The 25929-nt window shown below is 31.5% G+C and carries 26 protein-coding genes; 18 read left to right on the top strand and 8 right to left on the bottom strand.

Annotation, left to right across the window (positions count from 1 at the left end; genetic code table 11):
• Positions 1 to 35 precede the first annotated feature (35 nt).
• Positions 36 to 284 carry a hypothetical protein gene (locus KA856_RS11645; protein WP_210138711.1) on the top strand — a complete coding sequence of 83 codons (249 nt, stop codon included), beginning with the start codon at positions 36 to 38 and terminating at the stop codon, positions 282 to 284.
• 194 nt (positions 285 to 478) lie between these two features.
• Here the strand turns inward: KA856_RS11645 and KA856_RS11640 are convergent, their stop codons facing one another.
• Together KA856_RS11640 and sroA are read right to left on the bottom strand one after the other, a co-directional pair.
• Positions 479 to 697, bottom strand: coding sequence for a DUF2922 domain-containing protein (locus KA856_RS11640; RefSeq protein WP_019468416.1), 219 nt, complete (start codon positions 695 to 697; stop codon positions 479 to 481).
• Between the two features lie 14 nt (positions 698 to 711).
• On the bottom strand, positions 712 to 918 hold the full coding sequence (sroA, locus tag KA856_RS11635; RefSeq protein WP_019468415.1) for a sigS mRNA-stabilizing protein SroA: 207 nt from the start codon (positions 916 to 918) through the stop codon (positions 712 to 714).
• Between the two features lie 146 nt (positions 919 to 1064).
• On the opposite strand from sroA, the gene KA856_RS11630 reads away from it, so the two are divergent.
• The 9 genes from KA856_RS11630 to KA856_RS11590 all read left to right on the top strand — a co-directional run bounded on the left by KA856_RS11630 (position 1065) and on the right by KA856_RS11590 (position 9909).
• Positions 1065 to 1616, top strand: a complete 552-nt coding sequence (locus tag KA856_RS11630; RefSeq protein ID WP_210138710.1) for a tyrosine-type recombinase/integrase — start codon at positions 1065 to 1067, stop codon at positions 1614 to 1616.
• A 23-nt stretch (positions 1617 to 1639) separates the two neighbouring features.
• The gene (locus KA856_RS11625; protein WP_210138709.1) at positions 1640 to 4036 is read left to right on the top strand and encodes a DUF4040 family protein; all 2397 of its coding nucleotides are present in this window, start codon (positions 1640 to 1642) and stop codon (positions 4034 to 4036) included.
• Positions 4023 to 4448: a Na+/H+ antiporter Mnh2 subunit B gene (mnhB2, locus tag KA856_RS11620; RefSeq protein WP_107384665.1), complete on the top strand. Its 426-nt coding sequence runs from the start codon at positions 4023 to 4025 to the stop codon at positions 4446 to 4448. Before KA856_RS11625 ends, mnhB2 begins: the two co-directional genes overlap by 14 nt.
• Positions 4445 to 4792: a Na+/H+ antiporter Mnh2 subunit C gene (gene mnhC2, locus KA856_RS11615; protein WP_019468411.1), complete on the top strand. Its 348-nt coding sequence runs from the start codon at positions 4445 to 4447 to the stop codon at positions 4790 to 4792. Before mnhB2 ends, mnhC2 begins: the two co-directional genes overlap by 4 nt.
• A complete protein-coding gene (gene mnhD2, locus KA856_RS11610) occupies positions 4782 to 6284 on the top strand; it encodes a Na+/H+ antiporter Mnh2 subunit D (RefSeq protein ID WP_107386494.1) in 1503 nt (500 codons plus the stop codon). The genes mnhC2 and mnhD2 overlap by 11 nt, the downstream gene beginning before the upstream one ends.
• Entirely contained in the window at positions 6284 to 6766 is a 483-nt protein-coding gene (gene mnhE2 / locus KA856_RS11605; RefSeq protein ID WP_040029960.1) for a Na+/H+ antiporter Mnh2 subunit E, read from the top strand. Before mnhD2 ends, mnhE2 begins: the two co-directional genes overlap by 1 nt.
• Positions 6763 to 7065 carry a Na+/H+ antiporter Mnh2 subunit F gene (gene mnhF2, locus KA856_RS11600; protein ID WP_019468408.1) on the top strand — a complete coding sequence of 101 codons (303 nt, stop codon included), beginning with the start codon at positions 6763 to 6765 and terminating at the stop codon, positions 7063 to 7065. The genes mnhE2 and mnhF2 overlap by 4 nt, the downstream gene beginning before the upstream one ends.
• Positions 7040 to 7489 carry a Na+/H+ antiporter subunit G gene (locus KA856_RS11595; RefSeq protein ID WP_019468407.1) on the top strand — a complete coding sequence of 150 codons (450 nt, stop codon included), beginning with the start codon at positions 7040 to 7042 and terminating at the stop codon, positions 7487 to 7489. Before mnhF2 ends, KA856_RS11595 begins: the two co-directional genes overlap by 26 nt.
• Before the next feature lie 368 nt (positions 7490 to 7857).
• Positions 7858 to 9909: a cation:proton antiporter gene (locus KA856_RS11590; protein ID WP_107384667.1), complete on the top strand. Its 2052-nt coding sequence runs from the start codon at positions 7858 to 7860 to the stop codon at positions 9907 to 9909.
• Positions 9910 to 10295: 386 nt separating this feature from the next.
• Here the strand turns inward: KA856_RS11590 and mntC are convergent, their stop codons facing one another.
• Genes mntC through KA856_RS11575 form a run of 3 tightly spaced genes read right to left on the bottom strand, consistent with a single transcriptional unit; the run spans position 10296 to position 12814 of the window.
• Positions 10296 to 11228, bottom strand: a complete 933-nt coding sequence (mntC, locus tag KA856_RS11585; protein WP_107385982.1) for a manganese ABC transporter substrate-binding lipoprotein MntC — start codon at positions 11226 to 11228, stop codon at positions 10296 to 10298.
• Positions 11228 to 12058, bottom strand: coding sequence for a metal ABC transporter permease (locus tag KA856_RS11580; RefSeq protein WP_107385981.1), 831 nt, complete (start codon positions 12056 to 12058; stop codon positions 11228 to 11230). Before KA856_RS11580 ends, mntC begins: the two co-directional genes overlap by 1 nt.
• Before the next feature lie 21 nt (positions 12059 to 12079).
• Entirely contained in the window at positions 12080 to 12814 is a 735-nt protein-coding gene (locus KA856_RS11575) for a metal ABC transporter ATP-binding protein (protein ID WP_107384670.1), read from the bottom strand.
• A 121-nt stretch (positions 12815 to 12935) separates the two neighbouring features.
• Here KA856_RS11575 and KA856_RS11570 point away from each other — a divergent pair, with 121 nt between their 5' ends.
• Positions 12936 to 13580 carry a metal-dependent transcriptional regulator gene (locus KA856_RS11570; protein WP_107504939.1) on the top strand — a complete coding sequence of 215 codons (645 nt, stop codon included), beginning with the start codon at positions 12936 to 12938 and terminating at the stop codon, positions 13578 to 13580.
• Positions 13581 to 13752: 172 nt separating this feature from the next.
• On the opposite strand, the gene KA856_RS11565 is transcribed toward KA856_RS11570, so the two are convergent.
• A complete protein-coding gene (locus KA856_RS11565) occupies positions 13753 to 14502 on the bottom strand; it encodes a M50 family metallopeptidase (RefSeq protein WP_181187674.1) in 750 nt (249 codons plus the stop codon).
• Between the two features lie 254 nt (positions 14503 to 14756).
• Between KA856_RS11565 and tarA the strand changes: the two genes are divergently transcribed.
• Complete coding sequence (gene tarA, locus KA856_RS11560) at positions 14757 to 15503, top strand: N-acetylglucosaminyldiphosphoundecaprenol N-acetyl-beta-D-mannosaminyltransferase TarA (RefSeq protein WP_107384673.1); 747 nt, start codon at positions 14757 to 14759, stop codon at positions 15501 to 15503.
• Between the two features lie 160 nt (positions 15504 to 15663).
• Here the strand turns inward: tarA and tagH are convergent, their stop codons facing one another.
• Positions 15664 to 16458 carry a teichoic acids export ABC transporter ATP-binding subunit TagH gene (tagH, locus tag KA856_RS11555; protein ID WP_107384674.1) on the bottom strand — a complete coding sequence of 265 codons (795 nt, stop codon included), beginning with the start codon at positions 16456 to 16458 and terminating at the stop codon, positions 15664 to 15666.
• Positions 16459 to 16824: 366 nt separating this feature from the next.
• Between tagH and KA856_RS11550 the strand changes: the two genes are divergently transcribed.
• From KA856_RS11550 to tagD, 4 genes are all read left to right on the top strand, one after another.
• Positions 16825 to 17625 (top strand): ABC transporter permease, encoded by an 801-nt coding sequence (locus tag KA856_RS11550; protein WP_107385249.1) that lies wholly within the window; start codon positions 16825 to 16827, stop codon positions 17623 to 17625.
• A 129-nt stretch (positions 17626 to 17754) separates the two neighbouring features.
• Positions 17755 to 18846 (top strand): teichoic acid glycerol-phosphate primase TarB, encoded by a 1092-nt coding sequence (tarB, locus tag KA856_RS11545; protein WP_107385250.1) that lies wholly within the window; start codon positions 17755 to 17757, stop codon positions 18844 to 18846.
• A complete protein-coding gene (locus tag KA856_RS11540) occupies positions 18843 to 19901 on the top strand; it encodes a glycosyltransferase family 2 protein (protein WP_210138708.1) in 1059 nt (352 codons plus the stop codon). Before tarB ends, KA856_RS11540 begins: the two co-directional genes overlap by 4 nt.
• A gap of 91 nt (positions 19902 to 19992) precedes the next feature.
• Positions 19993 to 20391: a glycerol-3-phosphate cytidylyltransferase gene (gene tagD, locus KA856_RS11535; RefSeq protein WP_019468395.1), complete on the top strand. Its 399-nt coding sequence runs from the start codon at positions 19993 to 19995 to the stop codon at positions 20389 to 20391.
• 202 nt (positions 20392 to 20593) lie between these two features.
• On the opposite strand, the gene pbp4 is transcribed toward tagD, so the two are convergent.
• Positions 20594 to 21886 carry a penicillin-binding protein PBP4 gene (gene pbp4, locus KA856_RS11530; RefSeq protein WP_107385252.1) on the bottom strand — a complete coding sequence of 431 codons (1293 nt, stop codon included), beginning with the start codon at positions 21884 to 21886 and terminating at the stop codon, positions 20594 to 20596.
• Between the two features lie 241 nt (positions 21887 to 22127).
• Between pbp4 and KA856_RS11525 the strand changes: the two genes are divergently transcribed.
• Both KA856_RS11525 and KA856_RS11520 read left to right on the top strand, forming a co-directional pair.
• Positions 22128 to 23846 carry an ABC transporter ATP-binding protein gene (locus tag KA856_RS11525; protein ID WP_210138707.1) on the top strand — a complete coding sequence of 573 codons (1719 nt, stop codon included), beginning with the start codon at positions 22128 to 22130 and terminating at the stop codon, positions 23844 to 23846.
• Positions 23847 to 24184: 338 nt separating this feature from the next.
• Complete coding sequence (locus KA856_RS11520) at positions 24185 to 25414, top strand: NupC/NupG family nucleoside CNT transporter (protein WP_107384948.1); 1230 nt, start codon at positions 24185 to 24187, stop codon at positions 25412 to 25414.
• The last annotated feature ends 515 nt before the right edge of the window (positions 25415 to 25929 follow it).

Here is a 25929-nt window from a genome sequence, read left to right as displayed (position 1 = left end):
GGTTTAAAAATATATAGAAGTGGTGACAATTTACATTGAAACAACTTTCAATCGTACGCTTATTAGATGAAGAAACTTTTTTTATAGGTGCAGGAAGTAATGAAGGAATTCAAAAAGAACAATTTATTGAAGTATTAAATCCTAGGAAATTATATAAAAATCTTGCTCAAGTGACAGAAGTTTTTGGACAATATGCAATGTGTAAAAAATTAGGAAAAAGCAAGATTTTTTTCGGTGATACAGTTAGATTAAGACCGATTAGAAACAAAAAATATCATAAATAATATCGTATATGTGATAAAAAGCGAATGCAATTTGATTCGTTGTTTTGTCACTTTTTTTATTTAAAACAAGGTAGCAGCCTAATGCTTAAGTGCATCAGGCTGCTACGATTGTTTATATAATTTGTTTACTTCAGCTTTCAGTGACTATACAAATACACTAGAAAAATGATACATGTGTTTAAAATTTTATTGATTTAACTTTCAAAAATTAATTTTGTAGATTTATCTATGATTTGTGCTGCACGCACTGTAGTAGGAATCCCCGCCTTAGGACGTAAGATATCTAGAGCAACTAATTTGTTCATTCCGTCTTTTACTGTACTTTCATTGATGAAGTGCTCTATTTTGGGTAATTGTAATTTAATGTCTTTGTTAACAGCATCATTGAATATAAGTTCTAAAGTTTGACTCATAATATTTAACCTCCTTAATTAACTGTTTCAGTTTTAATGATTTCCACTGTTTCAAATTTTTCTCCAGTGATTTGTTCGATGATAGATTTGAAACTTTTAATTTGATCAGTTGTTGCTTGGGTATTCAGATTTGCAAAGTGACGTTTAAATTGTGTAGCTTTTCCATCTTTGTCATATGTTATTCGTGACATAGTGACGGCTAAGTGACTGATTTGGTTCATTTGCCTAACCTCCTTTCACTATATATATCGTTATTAAATTTCAAATGGGTCAAAAAAATTTGAAAAAATTAGACAAAATACTTTCATGTAACAAAAACATGATATATCATTAAATATGCAACATTAATTAATTCAGAGGTGAATTTATGAATCAAGTAGACCCTATTAGGAATACTAATGAGATAAAAGCGATGTATGAGGTTTTAAAAGCCAAATCCATGCGTGATTATCTGTTGTTTAAGTTTGCTATACATACTGGTGTGAAACTTTCCTCATTATTAAATTTAAATGTAAGTGATGTGAAAATAGAGGGCGATGATATAAAACACTATTGGATAGAGACGCATGCACCTAAAATTCAGATTAGATTACCAGAAACTTTGAGAAATGAATTAATGACATATATATCAGAACAACAATTGAAGAATGATGAGTTGTTATTTCAGTCTAATAGGACATTAAAAGGTCTATCGCGACAGCAAGCTTATCGCATTATTCATCTTGCTGCAGAAGATTTAGGAATGTTACATATTGGTTTGACGACGTTGCGTAAAACATTTGCCTATCATGCTTATCAATCAGGTATTTCAATATCGATTATTCAAAAGTACTTAGGACATCAAACAACCTTTGAAACAATGAAGTTTATAGGTATTTCTACAAAATCTAGCAAAACAACGATAGCTTTAAATTTGTAAATTATAGTTAAAGGGGGTATAGGATGAGTTTAGTTTATATACTGAGTGCGATTATTTTAATTATGATGGTACTTTTGCTCACAATGACGAAACGAAAATTTCATAAATTTGCTGGGCCAATCGCTTTAATCGCTCCAATCATTTCTTCTGTTTACTTTCTATGGCAATTGCCACAAGTAATGAAGGGGCAATTTGTATCAATTAAAATCCCTTGGCTCACATTATTGGATATAAATATAGATTTTAGACTAGATGGATTAAGTTTATTTTTTAGTTTGTTAATATCGCTCATTGGACTAGCAGTGTTTTATTATGCTACACAATACTTATCAAAAGAACATGATCATTTACCGCGTTTTTATATATACTTATTGTTATTTATGTTCAGTATGCTTGGTATTGTTACAGCAAATAATACAATTTTGATGTATGTATTCTGGGAATTGACGAGTGTATCATCTTTCTTACTTATTGCTTACTGGTACAGTAAAGGTGCAAGTCAATTTGGTGCTATCCAATCGTTTATGATCACAGTTTTTGGTGGTCTTGCACTATTAACAGGTTTTATCATGATTTATATTGTTACGGGTACAAATTCTATTACATCGATCATTGCGCAAAGTGACAAAATAGCTGATAGTCAGTTGTTTATACCAATTATTATCTTGTTGCTTTTAGGTGCATTTACTAAATCAGCGCAATTTCCTTTCCATATTTGGTTACCAAAAGCCATGGAAGCACCGACACCCGTGAGTGCTTATTTACACTCTGCCACAATGGTAAAAGCAGGTATATTTTTACTATTTAGATTTACGCCTGTTTTAGGGCTAAGTGATTTTTATATTTATTGTGTCACTTTTGTTGGATTGATAACAATGATTTTTGGGGCGGTTAATGCCACTCGACAATATGATTTAAAAGGTATTTTAGCTTATTCTACAATCAGTCAACTAGGTATGATTGTTTCTATGGTCGGTCTCGGTGGAGGCTTTGCACAACATACCACTGGTGAACTATCTAAAGTTTACAGCCTTATTCTCTTCGCAGGTCTTTTCCATTTGATGAATCATGCGTTATTTAAAGGTGCTTTGTTTATGGGCGTTGGTATCATTGATCATGAAACAGGTACGAGGGATATACGTAAATTGTCTGGATTAAGAAAAGTACTGCCAATTACACATGTAGTTATGTTACTTTCAGCTTTATCTATGGCTGGTATCCCATTTCTTAATGGTTTCTTAAGTAAAGAAATGTTTTTTGATGGTTTGGTAAGTTCATACCAATTACCTCAATTTAATATCATTTTAACAATCATTATTGCAGTGATAGGTGTTGTTGCTAGTATTTTCACGCTTATTTATGCAGTTTACATGATTAAGGAAGTTTTCTGGGGAGACTTTAAACATAATGATTCACCAGTACAAAGTCCTCATGAACCATTTTTATTTACACTACCTTCTGCAATTATGATGATTTTGTTGCCTATTGTGTTTTTTGTGCCAAATATATTTGGACATCATATTATTTTACCGGCATTACGAAGTATCACAATTGGAGAAAAAGTAGATAATATTGCACCGCATATATCACAATGGCATGGATTTAATTTACCGCTGTTGTTAAGTTTCATTGTGATTGTTGTAGGTTTTATAGCAGCGCTTAAAATTGATTGGAAAAAACAATCCGAAAAAATTAGAGTCAAATCTATAACAGATGTTTATTTAGACTCATATAAACAGTTTGAAAATTATTCAGGTTATAGTATTCGTACATTGATGAATAACCGTTTGAATCATTATATTATATTAACGTTAGCGGTTTTCATCATAGTAGTTGTTTATGGGATCATCCAAGCTGGATTTCCCGACGTTAAACAGATACATGTCAGTGAATTTGGCCCATTAGAAATCATCACGTTAATTGTTGTATTTATTCTAGGTATTGCTTTAACGTTTATTCGTCAACGTTTAACGATGGTAATATTAAACGGTATTATTGGTTATTGTGTAACGATATTCTTCATTTTAATGAAAGCACCAGACTTAGCGCTGACGCAATTAGTGGTAGAAACAATAACTACAATATTGTTTATTGTAAGTTTTTCACGCTTACCAAACGTACCACGTTCAAAAGTTCATAAGAAACGAGAAGCTGTTAAGATTATTGTTTCATTAATGATGGCGATTACTGTAGTTACACTTGTTTTCATTGCTCAGCAGGGTCAAACTATGCCAACGATTTCAACTTTTTATCACGATGCATATAAACTTGCAGGCGGTAAAAATATTGTAAATGCTATTCTTGGTGATTTTCGTGCTATGGATACCTTATTTGAAGGTATGGTATTAATCATCGCTGGTTTGGGTATCTATACATTACTTAACTTTAAAGAACGGAGGGGTCAAGATGAAAGAGAATGATGTAGTCTTACGAACAATTACTAAAATTGTTGTATTTATATTGTTAACATTCGGGTTCTACTTATTTTTAGCAGGACATAATAATCCTGGCGGTGGATTTATCGGTGGACTTGTATTCAGTTCTGCATTTTTACTTATGTTCTTGGCCTTCGACGTTAAACAAGTATTAGTCGCTTTACCACTTGATTTTAGAATATTAATGATCACCGGGTCTTTAGTATCATTTGCTACTGCTGTCATACCAATGTTCTTTGGTAAACCGTTCCTTTACCAAACAGATGCATACGTTCAATTACCGATATTAGGTGAAGTACATTTAACAACTGTTACGCTTTTTGAAGCTGGCATTGTTTTAGCGGTCGTAGGCGTTGTAGTAACAGTTATGCTATCCATAAGTGGTGGTCGCTCATGAATTTGATATTGTTAATGGTGATTGGCTTCTTAATATTTATAGGAACGTATATGATATTATCAGTCAATTTAATCCGTATCGTCATAGGTATTTCAATTTATACACACGCAGGAAATTTAATTATCATGAGCATGGGTCGCTATGGTAAGAATATGGTAGAACCACTTATTGGTGAAGGTAGTAAAAATTTCGTAGATCCATTGTTGCAAGCTATTGTATTGACTGCTATTGTGATAGGTTTTGCCATGACCGCGTTTTTACTTGTGCTCGTATATAGAACATATCGAGTTACTAAAGAAGATGAAATTGATGTGTTAAGAGGTGATGACGATAATGATGAGTAATTTGTTGATTCTGCCATTACTTCTGCCAGCAATTTGTGCGCTTGTACTGGTATTTATCCGTACACATAGCAGATTATCAAGAATTTTTTCAATTGGCACAATGTCTATTACGACAATCATATCTTTATTGTTATTGATTTATGTTATGCAACATAAGCCAATCGCTTTAGATTTTGGTGGCTGGAAAGCACCTTATGGAATTCAATTTGTTGGTGATTCATTGAGTTTACTCATGGTCACGACATCGAGTTTTGTCGTTACGTTAATTATGGCATATGGTTTTGGTAGCAGAGAAAAAAGAGCAATTCGTTATTACTTACCGAGTTTTATTCTGTTTTTAACAGTAGGCGTTATTGGTTCGTTTTTAACTGCAGATTTATTTAATATATATGTCATGTTTGAGGTAATGTTGCTTGCGTCATTTGTGTTAATTACGTTAGGACAATCAGTTGAACAGTTACGTGCAGCTATTATTTACGTTGTACTTAATATTTTAGGTTCTTGGTTGTTATTATTAGGCATCGGTTTATTATACAAACTTACTGGCACCTTAAACTTTGCTTTAGTAGCGCAAAGACTAACTGAGATGCAAGGAGAAAGTTCAGTAGTAATTATTTCAATGGTGTTTTTAATTGCATTTGGTGCCAAAGCTGCGCTTGTATTATTTATGTGGCTTCCGAAAGCATATGCTGTTTTAAACACTGAGTTAGCAGCATTATTTGCAGCATTAATGACAAAAGTAGGCGCTTATGCCTTGATTCGTTTCTTCACACTGTTATTTGATAATTATAGTGGTATTACACATCCACTATTGGTTGTCTTATCTTGTATAACAATGTTAATTGGTGCATTTGGCGTCTTAGCTTATCGAGATATTAAAAAAATAGCAGCATATCAAGTTATTCTTTCTATTGGTTTTATAATTTTAGGTCTAGGATCAAATACAATTTCAGGTGTCAATGGTGCTATTTTTTATCTGACAAATGATATTGTTGTAAAAACATTGCTATTCTTTATCATTGGTAGCTTAGTATATATTACTGGTTATCGACAATATAAAAATTTATATGGTTTAGCTAAAAGAGAACCATTCTTTGGTGTAGCATTTGTGGTAATGATTTTAGCAATTGGTGGTGTGCCACCATTTAGTGGTTTCCCTGGAAAAGTGTTTATTTTTAAAGGTGCTGTTGAAAATGGTAATTATATTGGTTTAACTTTGATGATTTTAACTAGTCTAATTGGTATGTTTAGCTTGTTTAGAATTTTCTTCACAATGTATTTAGGTAATTCTGATAAAGGTGAACATATAGACTTCAAACCAATTCCTAGATATCGTAAAGGCTTAATCGGCATTCTTGTAGCAGCAATTATCGGTATGGGACTAGCGGCACCATTGATTTTCAAAGTAACTGATAATGCTACCCATTTAAATATGGATGATGGATTATATGAAAAAATGGTCAATCCTCATTTAGTGAAGGAGGAGAAATAATGAGACAAGTCTTACTTAATATGGTCATTGCATTTTTATGGGTGCTATTTCAAGATGAAGAATCATTTAAAGCTTCTACCTTCTTCTCAGGTTATCTAATTGGTTTAGTAGTTATTTATATACTACATCGTTTTTTTGGCCAACAATTTTATTTAAAAAAAGTTTGGGTAGCATTTAAATTTTTAACGGTATACTTATATCAGTTAATTACATCAAGTATGACCACAATCAACTACATTTTATTTAAAACGAAAGACTTAAATCCTGGTTTAGTTAGATATGAAACGACTTTAGAAACAGATTGGGAAGTTTCATTTTTAACGATTCTAATTATAATTACACCTGGTTCCACAGTTATTAGAATTTCAAAGGAAAGAAAAAAGATTTTTATACATGCAATTGATATCTCTGAAAAAGAAAAACAGAAACTGCTTAAAAGTATTAGACAATATGAAGGTCTCATATTGGAGGTGGCAGAATGATCGAATCACTGATAAATTTCTTTATAACAAGTTCAATTATTTTGTTTGGTATCGCACTTATTTTAACGTTGTTTAGGTTAGTAAAAGGACCAACGACGGCTGATAGGGTGGTTGCATTTGATACTGCTAGTGCCATATTAATGTCAACGGTTGGTGTGTTAAGTATTGTTTTTGGTACTTTTTCTTTCTTAGATTCTATCTTGTTGATTGCGATCATTTCCTTTGTAAGCACCGTTTCTATTTCAAGATTTATAGAGGGGGGGCATGTCTTTAATGCAAATAACAAGCGAAATCGTTAATTTAATTGCAGCGTTTATGATGTTCTTGGGCAGTATTATAGCTTTGATTAGTGCAATTGGTCTTATTAAGTTCCAAGACGTATTTTTAAGAAGTCATGCCTCTACGAAAAGTTCTACATTATCGGTATTGTTAACGCTGGTAGGTGTTGTCATTTATTTCATTTCTTCACAAGGTTATTTAAGTGTTAGGATGATTTTAGCATTGGTATTTATCAATTTGACTTCTCCAGTAGGTGGACACTTAATATCTAGAGCAGCATACCGAACAGGCGCTTATATGTATAGGAAAAGTGATGCACCTAAACAAACAAGTATCTTATTAAGCGCTTCGGAAAATGACACATTTGAACAATTGAAAAAACGTGCTCAAATACGTGAAGAGCGTAGACATAAAATTAATGAAAAAGAACAAGATAAGTATTAATTTAAATACAACCTACTTGTAGGTTATTTACTAGACTAGGCGGGTTAGAAATCAAAATTAAGTTTGATCTCTAATCCGCTATTTATATATAACGTTATAAATGTTTTGTTAGTATTGACGTTTGTGAAATAACAAAATTTTATCATGGTTGAAGTGCAATACATTTTAGTGACTACTAAAAAAATGATAAAATTATATATATTTGTAATTGTGTTAATGTAAAAAAATACATATCTGGTAAACATCATTGTTCATATAAACAAGGATATGTAAGAGTTTGAGACACAATATGTTCATAAATAAACGATTGTATTTTTGTTTCAACCTCAACAATTATGAAAGTTTAAATGTTGAAAAGAGGTGAAACCATGCAAATATTCGAAACGATACTTATATTTTTAGCGGTAGTAATCGCAAGTTCTTTAGTGCATATACTATTACCTAAAATTCCTTTAGCTTTTATTCAAATTATCCTCGGTATGTTACTGTATATTACACCAGTTCCTGTCGAGTTCCATTTTGATTCGGAATTATTTATGGTTGCCTTGATAGCACCGCTATTATTTGTTGAAGGTGTAAAAGTCTCTCGTGTGCATTTAAGGCGTTATATCAAACCGGTTTTAATGATGGCATTAGGTCTTGTAGTAACTACTGTAATCGTAGTTGGCTTATTTGTACATTGGATTTGGCCTGAGCTTCCATTAGCTGCCGCGTTTGCGCTAGCTGCAATCTTATGTCCAACTGATGCTGTTGCTGTTCAAGCAATTACGAATGGTAAAGTACTACCCAAAGGCTCTATGACAATTTTAGAAGGTGAATCATTATTAAATGATGCTGCTGGTATCATATCTTTTAAAATTGCTGTAGCTGCATTGATTACGGGTGGCTTTTCAATGGTGAATGCAGTTGAACAATTTTTAGTATCCTCAATTGGTGGATTTATTGTCGGTTTAATTATTGGCGTAGCACTCGTTAGGTTTAGAGTATCACTTTCCAGAAGAGGTATAGAAAATATAAATATGTTTACATTTATACAGCTTGTGACGCCTTTTATTACATATCTCGTTGCTGAAATGTTTCATTCTTCAGGTATTATTGCAGCTGTAGTAGCAGGTTTGGTACATGGTTTTGAACGCGACCGAATTGCACAAGCACGTACTAGATTACAAATGAGTTATAACCATACCTGGAATATATTGGGCTATGCATTAAATGGTTTTGTTTTTTCTATTTTAGGATTTTTAGTTCCAGAACTTGTTGGTCGAATTATAGAAAATGAACCCCATAATTTTATTTTTCTAATTGTAGTTACAGTTTTAATTGCTTTAGCAATATATTTATTTAGATTTTTATGGGTTTTTGTTTTATATCCTTATTTTTATTTACCAATCAGTCCATTCCAAAAAATACTTACGAATTATGAAGACAATACGAAAGTCACTGAGAAACCACCGAAACGTGGTATGTATGCTTTTATTATGACGTTGTGTGGTGTACATGGGACAATTTCTTTAGCGATAGCCTTAACATTACCTTATATGTTGGCAGATCATCATTCGTTTGTATTTAGAGATGACTTATTATTTATCGCATCCGGTATGGTCATTATAAGTTTAATTATTGCACAATTTGTGCTACCTATTGTGACACCTAATGCGGTTCAACCAAAACAACACGGTATGAGCTTTAAAAAAGCAAGGGTATATATTTTAGAAAATGTTATAGAACACTTAAATAAATTATCTTCTGAAGAATCTAGTTATCTATATGGTAATGTTATTAAAGAATATCATGATAAATTAGCATTTCTTAAAACCGTTGAGAACGAAGATGAAAATACCAAAGAGTTAGAACGGTTACAAAAAATCGCTTTTGATGTTGAAAATAATACGTTGAATAGTTTGGTATCTAATGGTGATATAACAACAAATATCTTAGATAACTATATGCGCTATGCGGAACGTACTCAGGTTTATAAACAATCTTCTCTAATTCAACGTATTAAAGTGGAATTAAAAACATTTATTTTAAAAAGTAGAATTAAAACTAAAGTGAGAACGAATGCAGCATCCTCGTTATCAGTGATTGAAAACTTGAGAGAAATTTCTAATGTTATGAGGACCGTGCATTATCGCGTAGTTAGTCGTTTAGGTAAAGAAACGACTGAAGAAAATAAATTAGAAGTAGGCATGATTTGTGATAGTTATTTAATGAGAATTGAAAACTTAACACCTTCTAACTTCTTTAATCCAAAAAGTGAAACTTCTATCACTAAAATTAAATTGGGTGCACTTAGAGAACAGCGTCGTGTTCTGAATCAACTTACTGAAGACGAAGAAATTAGTGAAGTTACTGCGCTAAAATTACGTGAAGCGATTAATTATGATGAGATGATTATCGTTGATAGTTTAACAGATTAAAGTAAATGGTTGGCAACTTTACTTCATGCTCAGATGAAAGAAGTTGTGAGATGCAACTTCTTTTAAAAAATTAGGACTAATCCATTTTGGTGGATTAGTCTTTTTTTATTATGATTTTAGTTGTACATCAATCCTACTAATTCAGCAGAGCTGAAAAGTATAAAGGGAGAACGCCTGAGCAAAGCTCATGCATAAGTCTTACTAATTCAGCAAAGCTGAAAAGTAAGACTAAAAAAATCTCCATCAATGGGGGGAGGAGCCAACCATTGATGGAGTTAAGGGAGATAGATGATTTAAGGCTTGAATACCACCATACCGTACGTCATTAGGAGGGAAACGTACGGTATGGGGCTACTCACCTACAATGTAGGTTAAATAGCCTTATTTTATTCCATACTTCCGTGAACAGTATTGATATTTTCTTGCATCATATTAAAATATGAATCTCCTTTAGAACCTTTCTTACCTATAGAATCGGTATAAACCTCTCCATAAATATCTAAGTTTGTTTCTTCACTTAGACTTTGCATACTTTTCTTATCCACACTCGTTTCTACAAGTAAATGTTTAAGGTTATTGTCTTGTACAAATTTTACAGCTTGTTTCATTTGTTCAGGTGTACCTTGTTTCTCAGTATTGATTTCCCAAATGTAACCAGGTTTAATATCAAACTGTTTTGAGAAATATTTAAAAGCACCTTCACTTGTTATCATCGCACGTTGTTCTTTCGGTATATCATTAAATTTATCGTGACTTTCTTTTTTCAAATCTTCTAATTTAGCTATGTAATCTTTGGTATTGCTTTGGATATCATCTTTATATTTGTCATTCTTCTTAATCAAGGCTTTGCTTATTTCTTCTACATACTTAATACCATTATCTAAACTTAACCAAGCATGAGGATCTTGTTTTGATTCATCGCCTTCTTTAGCCCCGTTTAAGTATAAAGGTTTAACATTTTTTGAAACTTTAACAACAGAGCCATCTTCATATGATTTATTAGCTTGTGATAATGCGTTTTCAAACCAACCGTTACCTGTTTCTAAGTTTAGACCGTTATAGAATACAACGTCAGCATCAGTTAATGCCTTAATATCTTTTGGTTTTACTTCATATTCATGTGGATCTTGACCGATTGGAACGATGCTATGAATTTCTACGTTATCGCCACCAACGTTTTTGACCATGTCATAAAGGATTGAGTTTGTTGTTACTACCTTTATTTTTTCATTGGATTGCGAAGTAGAATCGTTGTTTCCTTTGCCACATGCACTTAAAAATAATATAAGAATCATTGTAATTGTTAATAATTTTTTCATTAAATTGCTCCTTTTTTTGAGAAAAATTGCATTTTATTACAAGTGAAAATAATGATATAAATGATAAACGCACATAAGACGATAGTTGCACCACTTGGAATATTATAAATGTAACTAAAGTACATTCCGACGATTGAACTTATAACACTAATAAGACTGGAAATGATCATCATCGTATGTAGTTTTTTAGCGATTAAAAATGCAGCTGAAGCAGGCGTAATCAATAATGCAACAACTAATATAATACCTACTGTTTGTATGCTTGCTACTGTAACGAGTGAGAGCAATAACATAACAAAATAGTGTAAGAATGTAGTGTTTAAACCACTCATTCTACTGAAAATTGGATCGAATGTAGAAATCATTAATGGTCTATAGAAAGTTATGATTAAAACCATAACAATCAAACCAACTATGACAGTGGACCAAAAAGTAGCGTGTGTAACTGCTAATAGATTTCCAAAAAGAATATGATATAGGTCGGTGGTACTATTAATTAAACTAATTAAAATGACCCCGGTAGCTAAAAATGCTGTAAAACTAATACCTATAGCTGCATCAGGCTTGGTCTTGCTACTTTTAGTAATGAATCCGATAAAGATACTTGCAATCATACCTGTCACTAACGCTCCAATAAACATAGGAACGCCGAATAAAAACGATAACGCAACACCAGGTAAAACTGCATGACTCATTGCATCTCCCATAAGGGAAAGACCTCTTAGTACAATGAGGCAACCTACTGTACCACAAACGATTCCTACAATAATTGAAATAATCAATGCATTGCTTAAAAATTTGTATTCAAATAGGTGTTGAAAAAATTCCATATCGTGTTACTTCCTTTCTATTTATGCCGATTCTGACTTTTCTTGATCTTCTTGTGTGGGATTTAAGAAAGTTTCGTTTAAATGCTCTGGTTGCATAGCAACATGACTTTCTCCAAAGAAACGAATTGTTTTGTTTAAAAGAATAACACGATTAAAATACTTTTCTGCTTTAGATAAATCATGATGAACAATTAAAAGTAATTTCCCGGCTTTTTTAAGCTCGTTTAATTGAGACATTATGATTTGTTCACTGTGGAAATCGATACCTACAAAGGGTTCGTCTAAAAGATAGAGCGTACTTTCTGTCATGAGTGCTCTCGCTACTAAAACCCTTTGTAATTGACCACCACTGAGTGCAGAAATTTGTCGATTTCTTAAATCTTGCAATTCTAATGTTGTTAGCAGCTGATTAAGTCTAGCTCGCGTTTTAGGGGTAACAAACCTAAACCAACCAATATCTTTGTAAGCACCCGAAAGTACAACATCTTCTACCTTAATTGGGAAGTCTAAGTCAATATGCGCTTTTTGTGGGATATATGTAACATTTTTAAGTGTTTGTTGTATAGCAATGTTATGTAAGTTAGCAATGCCTGTTGACTTGAATTCACCAATAATTGATTTGAGTAAGGAAGATTTACCAGCTCCATTGGGTCCCATAATACCTATAATTTCACCTTTTATGGGAATTTCTAAATTGATATTATCTAAGACATGTTTATTTCCCAAAGTGAGATTTAAGTTATTAATTTCTAAAATTTTTCTACCTCCTTAAATTAAATTTTAGGCTAACCTAATTTAATTTATAATATAACATTAACTTTTAGCGTGTCAAGTAGATTCGTGATACAATAAAGTGAATGACTTGAGAGGTGAAACCATGCTAACTGAAGAAAAAGAAGATTATTTAAAGGCAATTTTAACCCATAATGGCGATCATTCTTTCGTTTCAAACAAGACATTATCCCAGTATTTAAATATCAAACCACCATCTGTAAGTGAAATGGTGAATCGTTTAGAGAAATCAGGATTTGTAGAAACGAAGCCATATAAAGGTGTGCAGCTATCAGAAGAAGGATTGACATATACCTTAGATATCATAAAAAGACATCGATTATTAGAGTTATTTTTAATTAAGATATTAGAATATAATTGGGAAGAGGTACATCAGGAAGCTGAGGTACTAGAACATAAAGTTTCACACTTATTTGTTGAACGGTTAGATAAATTATTAGATTATCCAGTAACCTGTCCACACGGTGGTGTTATCCCTAGAGACAATAAATACAAAGAGATATATACTACAGATTTATTGTCGTTTGAAGCGGGTGATCTAGTGACGATAAAACGTGTGCGAGATAGAACGGAATTATTAGTTTATTTAACGAGTAAATCCATATTGATTGGTGAACAAATAAAAATATTAGATAAAGATGATACGAATAAAGTGATGATGGTGCAGAAAGAAGAAAAAGTGACTGTACTGAGTTATGACAATGCTAAACATATTTATGCGGAAAAATAATAAATTGAATACTAGCATTTTTAAGTTGATATTTAGACTGATCTAGTAAAATTATTTGTTTAAAGTATGTGAAAAAGCGTGGCATTGCAATCATATTTAAAAGTTAACAGTTTAGTTGAAACGAAAAAGCGAAATCTAAATAAAAATTAGATTTCGCTTTTTTTGAAGCGGTCTAAGGAATAAAATACACTCGGAATAATTGATAAACTGTAAATAAATTGATGGCTATCCAAATAAAGCTATAGATAAAAGTTGGAATATGAGTCAATGTTTTTAAAGTACTACCATCCCAAGTGATTTCATCTGTCGAGATAGTTAATTTGAATATTGTCCAAGAAGATTGAAGTACTTCTCCTAGTAAAACACCTAATATAAAATGTTGTGTGATAGTTACAACATAAAGTATCGTCAATTGGTTTTCACTTTTAAATAAGCAATATAATAAAAAAACCAAAAGTATTACGATGAACATTGGTAACAACTTTCTAGAAGTTAAGCATACAAAATATATAAATATTAATAGGTAGGCAGTGATAAATAAACTTGGATATTGATATTGCGTTGATAGAAAACCTATATATAACATAAGTGGGGGCATAACGTAGCCACCAAATGTGGTGATGGACTGCCCGAGGCCATTTTTTGATTGTGTTATGGCGAAGCCTTGTTGAGATGTTGCTAGACGTTCTGATGGTCTTGCGACAATCACTAAGTCTCTTGCTTTGCCTCCGCTTAATTTATTAAATAATATATGGCCGAATTCATGTGTTAATACAGGAATATAATTAAAATAAATATCTAAAAGTTGGTTTATGGATTTATTTCGATAAGTATGTATAATGATATAGATTATGGCAACCAAAATAATCCAATAAAGATGTAATTGAATAGACGAGCTGAAAAATGCATGTAGTTTAGACATGAAATACCTCATTTGTATAATACGATTATTTGATGTTTTACGAGATACGGTATTGGTAAAACAGCATCTCACATATAACAGTATAAAGTAAGAACACCCATAAAGCATTTGGACTTTTGTCGTATATTATCGCTCAACACTGTTTGACCTAGGTTTTATGGATATTGTAATATATGCGAGAGTGACTGTATTCATATTACAAGAAAATATTATAGCGTATCGAGAAAAAGAGTTGAGTTAGGAGATAACCAATCATGACAAGAGCTAATCAATTAGAAAAGGTAAACGTATTATCTGTTTTATTTGATAATGTAACACTGACAGAAATGCGTGACCGCGTAAAACTTTTTTTTGAATCAGAAACTGACAAAAATTTATTTATTGTAACTGCTAATCCTGAAATTGTTGATTTTGCTACCGAAAATGCAATTTATCGTAAGTTGATCAACAGTGCAAACTATGTAATTCCAGATGGTACAGGTGTAGTTATGGCTTCAAAATTGCTAAAAAAACCATTGAAAGAGCGTGTACCAGGTATAGAATTAATGGAAGCGTGTTTAAAGATTGCTAATGCTAATTATCAAAAAGTTTTTTTATTAGGTGCAAAAGACGAGGTTGTAGTGAAAGCTGTAAGTCAATTAAGTGAAAAATACCCCAATATTAATTTTGATTATCATCATGGCTATTTTAACTTAGAAGATGAAACAGTATTGAAACACGTTAGTTCATTTAATCCAGATTATGTTTTCGTTGGTATGGGTTATCCAAAGCAAGAACAATGGATTGAACGTCATGATAATCATTTTAAACAGACGTTACTGATGGGTGTCGGCGGATCTATTGAAGTTTTTAGTGGAACGAAAAAAAGAGCACCAAAAATATTTCGCAAATTAAATATAGAATGGGTTTATCGTTTTATCATTGATTGGAAGCGGTTTGGCAGAATGAAAGCAATACCGAAATTTGTATTTAAAGTGATTAAGCAAAAAACCAAGCAATAATAAAAACCGGTTATAGCATCGTTTGAGCTATAGCCGGTTTTTTTACTAAAATGAGCTTGATATGTTTTACAATTACTAGTTTAACGAGATGATTATCAGTCCATTAAAATTGCTATGCAATTGGACAGTCGTTATCTATTACATTTAATACGTAATAACATTATTTAACTTCAAATCTTGAATTATCTAATTTATTTCTAAATGCTTTTTGTTCCTCTTTGGAATATTTTTTAAAACCATTCAGAAATTTTTCATATTCAGGTAGGACTTCGTCTAATTCTCCAAATTCTTTTAATTTCCCAGCTTCTATCCATGCGATTTTAGTGCAAAATTCACGCACTTGTTTCATATTATGACTAACGAAGAAGATGGTTTTACCTTGCTTTTTATACTCATAAATTTTATCTAAACATTTTTGAGCAAAAGTTTGGTCTCCAACAGATAATGCTTCATCTATGACAAGAATGTCTGGATTTGTCGTGATATTAATTGAGAAACCTAACTTGGCACGCATACCACTAGAATATTTTTTAACAGGTTGATAAATGAATTCTCCTAATTCACTGAATTCAATAATATCAGGTGTTAATTCTTTAATTTGTTTTCTTGTGAATCCCATGCATAACATTTTGAATTCTATGTTTTCAATACCTGTTAACTGTCCATTTAAACCAGCATTAATTGCAATTACGCTAACTTCACCGTGGCGATCAACATCTCCAGCAGTAGGAGATAGGGATCCACCAATAATATTACTAAGCGTAGATTTGCCTGACCCATTGATGCCTACGAGACCTATAACATCACCTTCGTATGCAGTTAGTGATAAATCATTCAGCGCATAAAAGGTTTTATTTTTATTAAAAGGGACTAAAGCATCCTTTAAACGCTCTTTATTATTGCGATAGATACGGTATTCTTTAGTTACATGTTCAATGTTAACCGATACATTCATAATTTTACCTTCCTTATTTGCAGATAGTATATAGTATATTATATTATATATTAGTTGTTAAATTTATTAACCTATTGTAAAGTAAGTGAGTACAAATTTTAAGATAACGTTCTTATACAATTGTTAAAGTTTACTGAATTTAAGTTATAAAATCAACTAAAATGAAGTCATTTTAGCATAGTTGTTTTTCTATTATACAACAATCATATGTGTAAGCACATCCGCTTTCACCACATAAAATATTTAATTTACTTAATTAAATATAGGTTGTTAAGATTAATAACAAAGCGTATATTAGATTTGAATGAAGTCTTTTTTATAGCATAATTATGATTAGCAAATTGATTGAAAGTGTGGTTTATTTAAATGAGTGCAGTGTGGGTAGTCTTAAAAGAGCATTTTAAAAATTTCTATCTAATTCAAAGGTTAGCACAGTTCCAAGTTAAAATTACTAACACCAATAATTACCTTGGTATGGCTTGGGAATTAATTAATCCAGCAATGCAAATTATGGTTTATTGGTTTGTATTCGGTCTTGGAATTAGAACTAATAATCCAATCGAGGGTGTGCCATTTATTTATTGGTTACTCGTTGGTATTAGTATGTGGTTCTTTGTGAACCAAGGTATTTTAGAAGGTACGAAATCCATCGCAAGTAAATATAATCATGTCGCTAAGATGAATTTCCCATTATCAATTATACCATCATATATAGTGATGAGTAGGTTCTATGGGCATATCGCACTATTAGTTGCTGTTATTTTATTATGTATGCTAGGCGGATATTATCCATCAATCTATACATTACAATTATTTTTATATGTGCCGTTTGCACTAATTTTCACTACAACAGTAGCGCTGTTTACTTCTACGTTAGGTGTACTAGTAAAAGATACACAACCAGCAATACAAGCATTAATGAGAATGGTATTCTTTGCTTCATCTATTTTAATTGTACCGCCAGAAGGTATCGTTAAAGATGTTATGCAACTAAATCCAATATATTATCTTGCTGAGGCGTATCGTGCATCTGTTCTATACAATGAATGGTATTTTATTACACATTGGGAATTAACATTCTATAACTTCTTTATCATCGTATTTTTATTTGTTATAGGATCAATTTTGCATATGCGTTATAGAGATCATTTTGCAGACTTTATGTAATGGAATTTAGACAAAAACGTGTTATATTAAATCCTTTGATGGCTTAAATGTCGTTAAAGGATTTTTCTATAATTTTAAATATAAAATAGCTATAATAAAAGAGAATAAATAATAACCGGCGGTGGAAATTTGAGACAGTTAATAAAAAAGCTTTATATGACAATCATTAGCTTTTTAAATTTGATATATGTAAAGAAAAAAATAGATCCACAGCATATTGTGGTCATGATGACATTTGTTGAAGATGTAATTCCAATTATTGAAGCATTAAATCGAAAATCTTATAAAGTGACAGTGATTGCTAAGGAAATAAATAGAAAACATGTTGAACGATTAGACAATGTGACATTTATACCTGCAGGCAATAAACAAGTCTTCAAACATATAAAGGCGATGAGTACGGCAAAAATCATAGTGATAGATACATATTATTTATTATTTGGTGGTTTCAAAAAGAAATCACAACAGACAATGATTCAAACCTGGCACGCTGTTGGCGCTTTGAAAAATTTTGGACTTACTGACCACCAAGTAGATTTAAATAATAAAAAAATGGTGAAGCAATATAAAAAAGTTTATCAGGCTACTGATAAATATTTAGTGGGGGGCGAGCCAATGGCGGATTGCTTTAAAGTCTCATTTGGCGCACGCGATAATCAGTTTTTAAGAACTGGATTGCCACGGCTTGTTCCATATACGAATTTAGACATCAAACAAAAGCAACAAGCATTAAAATCACAATATGGTATCAAGGATAAATTAGCACTTTATGTACCAACGTACCGCGAACATCATCAAGCCAATCAAGTTATTGATAAAGTGCGTTTTGAAACAGCGTTGCCTTCATATACATTGATTAGTAAATTGCATCCGTCTTTACCTCAAGATAAGCAAAATCATATAAATCTACAATCACTAATGATTATGGCGGACGTTATTATCACAGATTACAGTTCATTAGCAATAGAGGCAAGTTTATTAAATAAGCCAACGCTATTTTATGTCTACGATGAAGCTAATTATGAAAAAGTACGGGGGCTAAATTCATATTATTATGAAATTCCAGAACTTTATAAAGCATATAGTGAAGAAGGCATCGTTCATATACTTCAAGCACACGCAAGTGAATTAAAGCCCTTATTTAAAAATTGGCATGACTATAATGATCAAAATAGTTTGAATCAGGTTATAAATCATATAGAGAAAATGGTGAAAACATGAAAATATCAATTATCATACCCGTTTATAATGCAGCAAACACAATTCAAAGAGCGATAAGTTCTGTAGATACAAAGCAAGATTATGAAATTATTTGTATCAATGATGGTTCAACAGATGAGAGTAAACAAGTTTTAGAAAGATTACAAAAAGCATACAAAAACATTCGGATTATTAATCAGGAAAATCAAGGTGCAGCGATGAGTAGAAATAATGCATTGGCCTACGTCACAGGTGATGCTTTTATGTTTTTAGATGCAGACGATGTGTTTTTGCCTAATAGTATAGATGCTATGGCCGATTACTTTCAACAGGATGAACATGTAGATATTGTATTAGGACAAATTGGTAGGTTAAATAATGGCACATGGCAAAGTTTTTATACGCATCAGCCAATACAAAAATTTGATAAAGTAAATTTAGCACAATGTCCTGAAATGATGCAGTCTATCGGACCTGGAGGTAAGTTATTCAGTGCCACATTCAAAGACTTACGATTTGATGAAGATGTAGTGTTTTGCGAAGAACATACATTTATGATAAAAGCGTATAAGAAAGTGCGGGATGTACAATTATTACCATTCATTGTGTATGGTTATCATGAAGAAAAAGGGTCAGTCACAGCTCAAAGAGCAGATCGATTTGTAAATTACATGAGTGATGCGATTAAAGTAAGACATAGAGTGATGGATACATTGTTGTTAAGAGAAGAAAGGATTTATTATAGTTATCGTATGGATGAGCTCATTGTCAGTTATTTGCTTCAAGCATATCTCACAAATAATAAAAAACTAACAGACTCATTTTTAGATGTTGTAACGACTTATATGCATAATATGCAGGAAGCAAATTATGCAGGAGAGGCAATGTTTAGAATAATTAAGGTTGTTGAACAATGTGGTAAGAACTGGAATAAATCATTATATAAAAAATGGCAAGAAGCATTACTTAATGTTGGCATTGGTAGACCGAACTATTACCGTTTTCAAATTGAAGTGTTACCGAAACGTGTAAAATTCAGGGGCAAGTTGAAATTAAAACAAATACTAAAAAAATGAATTTTGGGTATAGTTCGTAAACTTTAAATCAGTGTGCTATACTTTTAAAAAATGTAAATTTTAATTAAATTTTGTTAAGGAGTATGAGCGTATGAAACGTGTTATTACTTATGGAACGTATGATTTATTACATTATGGTCACATTGAATTATTAAGAAGAGCTAGAGAAATGGGCGATTATTTAGTAGTTGCATTATCTACAGATGAATTTAATCGCATTAAAAATAAAAAGTCTTATTACAATTATGAACAACGAAAAATGATGTTAGAGTCTATTCGTTATGTTGATCTTGTAATCCCTGAAAGTGGATGGGGACAAAAAGAGATAGACGTTGATCGTTATGAAATCGATACTTTTGTAATGGGGCATGACTGGGAAGGTGAATTTGACTTCTTGAAAGATAAATGTGAAGTGATTTACCTTAACCGTACAGAAGGCATTTCCACTACTAAAATCAAAAAAGAACTTTATGGTGATGCAGAAAAATAAATTGACAATGATTTGTCGATAATGAATTGTAATTTTAATAAATCATATGTTTAGTAAATATATTAAGCGAGGCTGGGACTTCATAATGTCCCAGCCTCAATTTGTTTAGTCATCGAATTATCAACAGAGTAAAAGCCCCGAGAAGATTGCTAAATTAAAGCATCTTTTCGGGACTGAATTTTGGTACTGATATTCGGGTACTTTATTTATGATTTTTTCTATTTTTGAAAGTTTCGATAATAAGATAAATAATAATTGCGATTGCAGCTATGATTAAAATCGTTCCTAATAAAGTGAGAATTGGATGTTCATCCCACGTCGTTTTCACAACTGTAGTAGTTTGATGTAGGATTGGTTTACTTACATTAACTGTTGGAGGACCGTATTTTTCAGAAATGAATTTACGGTCATACTCAATATGTAATTTACCATCCTCGATTACATATTTATAATCATTTTTATCAAAATCTTTTGGAAGCACATCGTATAAGTCTTTTTCTACATAATATGTTTTCCCATTAATTTCGTGATTGCCTTTAGAAATAATTTTTTGGTATTTAAATTGATCAAAAGACATGTTCATTAAGGCATTTCCCATCATATTACGTTGTTTTTCGCCGCCTAAGTTGTCATAGTTACCGGCACCCATAATTGTCTGATTAATTCTAAAGTTACCTCTTTTTGTAGTGATAGTATGATTGTAATCTGCAATATCACTAGAACCAGTTTTCAAACCATCAGTACCTTCTAAGCTCATATCCGCACCTTCTAAAGAATGATTGAATGTATAATATGTAACACCGTGTTGGGTTGGAGCTAATTGTTTAGTGAAATAAATAATTTTCGGTGTATCTTGAATGGTACGTTGAGCTAAAATTGTAAAATCTTTAGCTGTTGATGTATTATTTTCTTCATTTTTATATTTTTTAGGTGCGAAGTCTTTTAATTGTTTGTTTTCCGCGCCTGTTGGATTAACAAAATGTGTATCTTTCATACCTATTGATTTTGCTTTTTTGTTCATTGCATCTGTAAAATCTGACAGGTTTCCGGATACTTCTTGTCCAAGTATAAGTGCTGCGGCATTGCTTGAATTTGAAACTGTGATTTGGAGTAACTCTTTAATCGTGTATGTTTCTCCAGGATAAAGCTTGGTATTACTTAATTCAGGTAAAGTAGACATTCTGTAGTGTTTGTCTGTGATTTTAACTTTATCATCTAAAGATAAATCCCCGTTATTAACTGCTTCGAGTGTTAAATACATGGTCATTAATTTACTCATCGAAGCAGGATACCACTCTTTATCAGCATTATATTGATAAAGAATTTGACCAGTTTGAGCGATATTTACTGCACCTTCAGGTTGATAATTATCAGTAACGTTATAACCATATTGATTTGCCGCCTGTGTAGGTGTTACTGTTTCAGCTTTGGCAAAAGGTGTTATAATTGAACCGACGAAGAGTACAGTTACAATTGCCAGAATTAACTTTCTCATAATTACATTCCCTCTTAACATGTTCTGTTTTATTGCAATAGAAGTATTTTAGCATATTGTATGTAGTTTATAAAATGTTACACAGAAGAATATTTTTAATAACTAATTAATTGAAAATTATTGTGTAAAACATGATAAAATAAGTTGAAATTAATTTAACTTATTACTTCGAAATTCATCTGCTCATAATTAATATAAGTAAGAGGTAATTTAAAATATTTTTAGAAGAGGTAAATTAGACATGAATCAAGAGAATCCATTATTCTACTTATTTAAAAAATTATCATGGCCTGTTGGTCTGATTATCATAGCTGTTTTAATTTCTTCATTAGGTAGTATTACAGGACTAGTAGTTCCGTTTTTTACAGGTAAACTTGTAGATAAATTTTCTTTTGAAAATATTAATTGGATGTTTATCACTGCATTTATTTCAATATTTATTATCAATGCTTTACTTAGTGGTATAGGACTGTATTTATTGAGTAAAATCGGTGAGAAAATCATATACGCGATTCGATCTGTTTTATGGAAACACATAATTCACTTAAAAATGCCTTTTTTTGATAAAAATGAAAGTGGACAATTAATGAGTCGTTTAACAGACGATACAAAAGTAATCAATGAATTTATTTCACAAAAATTGCCAAACTTATTACCTTCTGTGTTGACTATTATTGGTTCTTTAATAATGTTATTTGTGATGGATTGGCAAATGACTTTGCTAACTTTTATCACGATACCTATATTTGTATTAATTATGATTCCATTAGGTAAAATTATGCAAAATATTTCTAAAAAAACTCAGACCGAGATTGCGAATTTCAGTGGTTTACTAGGCCGTGTATTAACAGAAATGCGCCTAGTAAAAGTTTCACGTACAGAAAAAACAGAGTTAAACAATGCGCATAAAAATTTACAAGAAATATACTTTTTAGGACTAAAGCAAGCTAAGATTACAGCTATCATACAACCTATATCAGGTGTGATTATGTTATTAACAATTGCAGTTATCTTAGGATTTGGTGCAATTCGAATTTCTACTGGGGCAATTACAGCTGGAACCTTAATTGCAATGATTTTTTATGTTATACAACTCACACAACCTATCATCAATTTATCAACTTTGGTTACAGATTATAAAAAGGCTGTGGGGGCAAGTAGTCGTATATATGAAATAATGGAAGAACCTACTGAAGTATTTGAATTAGAAGAAGCTAAACCAATCATCGATGGTAACTTATCATTTGAAAATGTACATTTTAAATACGGTAATAAACCAATTCTTACAAATGTGAATTTTGATATACCTTCTGGTAGCATTACTGCTTTTGTGGGGCCTTCAGGTTCAGGTAAGAGTACAATTTTTAATATTATAGAGAGAATGTATGACATAGAACAAGGTGATATCACTTATGGTAGCCAATCGATTTATAATATAGATCTAGGTGATTGGCGTGAAAAAATTGGTTATGTTATGCAATCTAATTCAATGATGAATGGTACAATCAGAGACAACATTTTATATGGAATTAATCGTGAAGTTTCAAATGAGGAATTAATTTACTATGCAAAATTAGCAAATTGTCATGAATTTATTATAGCGTTTGAAGATGGTTATGACACAATCGTTGGTGAGCGAGGCTTAAAATTGTCAGGGGGCCAACGTCAACGAATAGATATTGCGAGAAGTTTTGTTAAAAACCCAGACATCTTATTATTGGATGAGGCAACTGCTAATTTAGATAGCGAAAGTGAACGAAAGATTCAAGATGCTTTAGAAGAATTGATGGAAAACAGAACAACAATCGTGATTGCCCATAGACTATCTACAATTAAAAAAGCAGAACAAATTATTTTTATTGATAATGGTAGTGTTACAGGTGTAGGTACTCATCAGGATTTGATTGCTAGCCATGAAAAATATCAACAATTTGTTCATACACAAAATTTAACAAAGTAATATTAAAAACACGTATAATTTGTTGTTAGATAAATTTGTTTTTTGACTATAAACGAACCATAAAATTTTTACTTTATATAATGTACATACATGATATAATTATTGTGAATTCATAAGTAACAATCATTTGGGGAATGATAGATTTTTATCAAGAATGAAATTAAATAAATGGGTAACAAAATTCAAGATGAGTATATTTACCACTGTGTAATTAATCTTTACAACTTTTTTAATGAGCGAGAGAAAATGTACTCATCTTAATAATTCTTATACATAATCGAGTGTTGCTTTTAAATATTCAATTAATTATTTATTTAATAGGAAATGGTGGGTGTATGATGTTTTTACTAATTAATATTATTGGGTTAATTGTGTTTTTAGGTATTGCTGTCCTTTTTTCTAGAAAGAAATCAGCTATACAATGGAAATCAATTGGTATTTTAGTCGTGATTAACTTGTTCTTAGCGTGGTTCTTTATGTATTTCCCTTGGGGGAAAGCTGGCGTTCAATTATTAGCAAATGGTATTTCATGGGTCATTGATTCAGCACATGTAGGTACAGGGTTTGCATTTGCCAGTTGGACAAATACTGAAATGATGGATATGGCTGTGAGTGCACTATTTCCAATACTATTAGTAGTGCCATTATTTGATATCTTGATGTATTTTAATGTATTACCCAAAGTTATAGGTGGTATTGGTTGGGTTTTAGCTAAAATTACACGTCAGCCAAAATTCGAGTCTTTCTTTGGTATTGAAATGATGTTTTTAGGAAATACAGAAGCATTAGCAGTTTCAAATGAACAATTGAAACGCATGAAAGAAACACGTGTGTTAACGGTAGCGATGATGTCGATGAGTTCGATTTCTGGTGCAATTGTTGGCGCATATGTATCAATGATACCTGGTGATTTAGTGTTAACAGCTATTCCATTAAATATCATTAATGCAATTATTGTTTCTTCTATTTTAAATCCTGTTACTGTAGAAGAAAAAGAAGATATTATTTATAGTATTCGCAATGAAGAAATTGAGAAACAACCATTTTTCTCATTTTTAGGTGATTCAGTATTAAATGCGGGTAAATTGATTTTAATCATCATTGCTTTTGTAATTAGTTTTGTAGCACTTTCTGATTTAATTGATCGTTTTATTAATTTAATCACAGGTATCGTCGGCAGTTGGGCTGGTATTAAAGGAAGCTTTGGTCTAGATCAAATACTTGGTACATTTATGTATCCATTTGCTTTATTGTTAGGTTTACCGTTTGACGAGGCGTGGATAGTTGCGCAACAAATGGCTAAGAAAATTGTAACGAACGAATTTGTGGTCATGGGCCAAATTAAAGATGTCATTGATTCATACTCACCACACAGACGTGCAGTTATTGCAACATTTTTAGTATCATTTGCTAACTTCTCAACAATAGGAATGATTATTGGAACATTAAAAGGAATTGTAGATAAGAAAACATCTGATTTTGTTTCGCAATATGTGCCAATGATGTTACTTGCGGGTATTTTAGTATCGCTAATGACTGCTGGATTTGTTGGTTTGTTTGCTTGGTAAAGCATTTTTTAATGAGTGGATCATTATAAAATGATAGATGCTGAAACAGCCTCAGGGTATGTCAATCGAGTGAAAAGTTGTAATAAGGTATTTATTCATATTAATAAACATGTAAAAGGAGCGTGTGAGATCAATTAATGATTGATATCAATAGCGCTCCTTTTTTGCACTAGTAGTTGTGAGTTAGGTAACATGATGTTTTGAAAATAAAAATAAAGCCAAGTAATTGAAGTGAGGAGACACATTCAATATTACTTGGCTTTTACGGGAAATGAATTAATTGTATATTAATAGTAAGGACTAGGTACTAAAAATATACTCGAGCAAAAATTGTTTTGTATGTTACTATAAACAACACAAAGGAGATGGCTTCTTATTGGCAATCAATAAGAAGATAGATTTTATTATAGCAAAGGAAAGTGTATAAGTAAACCGAAAATTCAGAATTTTTGAACTTTTAAAATAATATTAAAAACAAACCTTATAAAATCAAGCTTTTGTAAGTATGTGGTTCA

The sequence above is a fragment of the Staphylococcus sp. GDB9P120P genome (assembly GCF_017893435.1).
Classification (GTDB): Bacteria; Bacillota; Bacilli; order Staphylococcales; family Staphylococcaceae; genus Staphylococcus; species Staphylococcus cohnii.
This window is presented reverse-complemented; position numbering and strand designations above follow the sequence as displayed.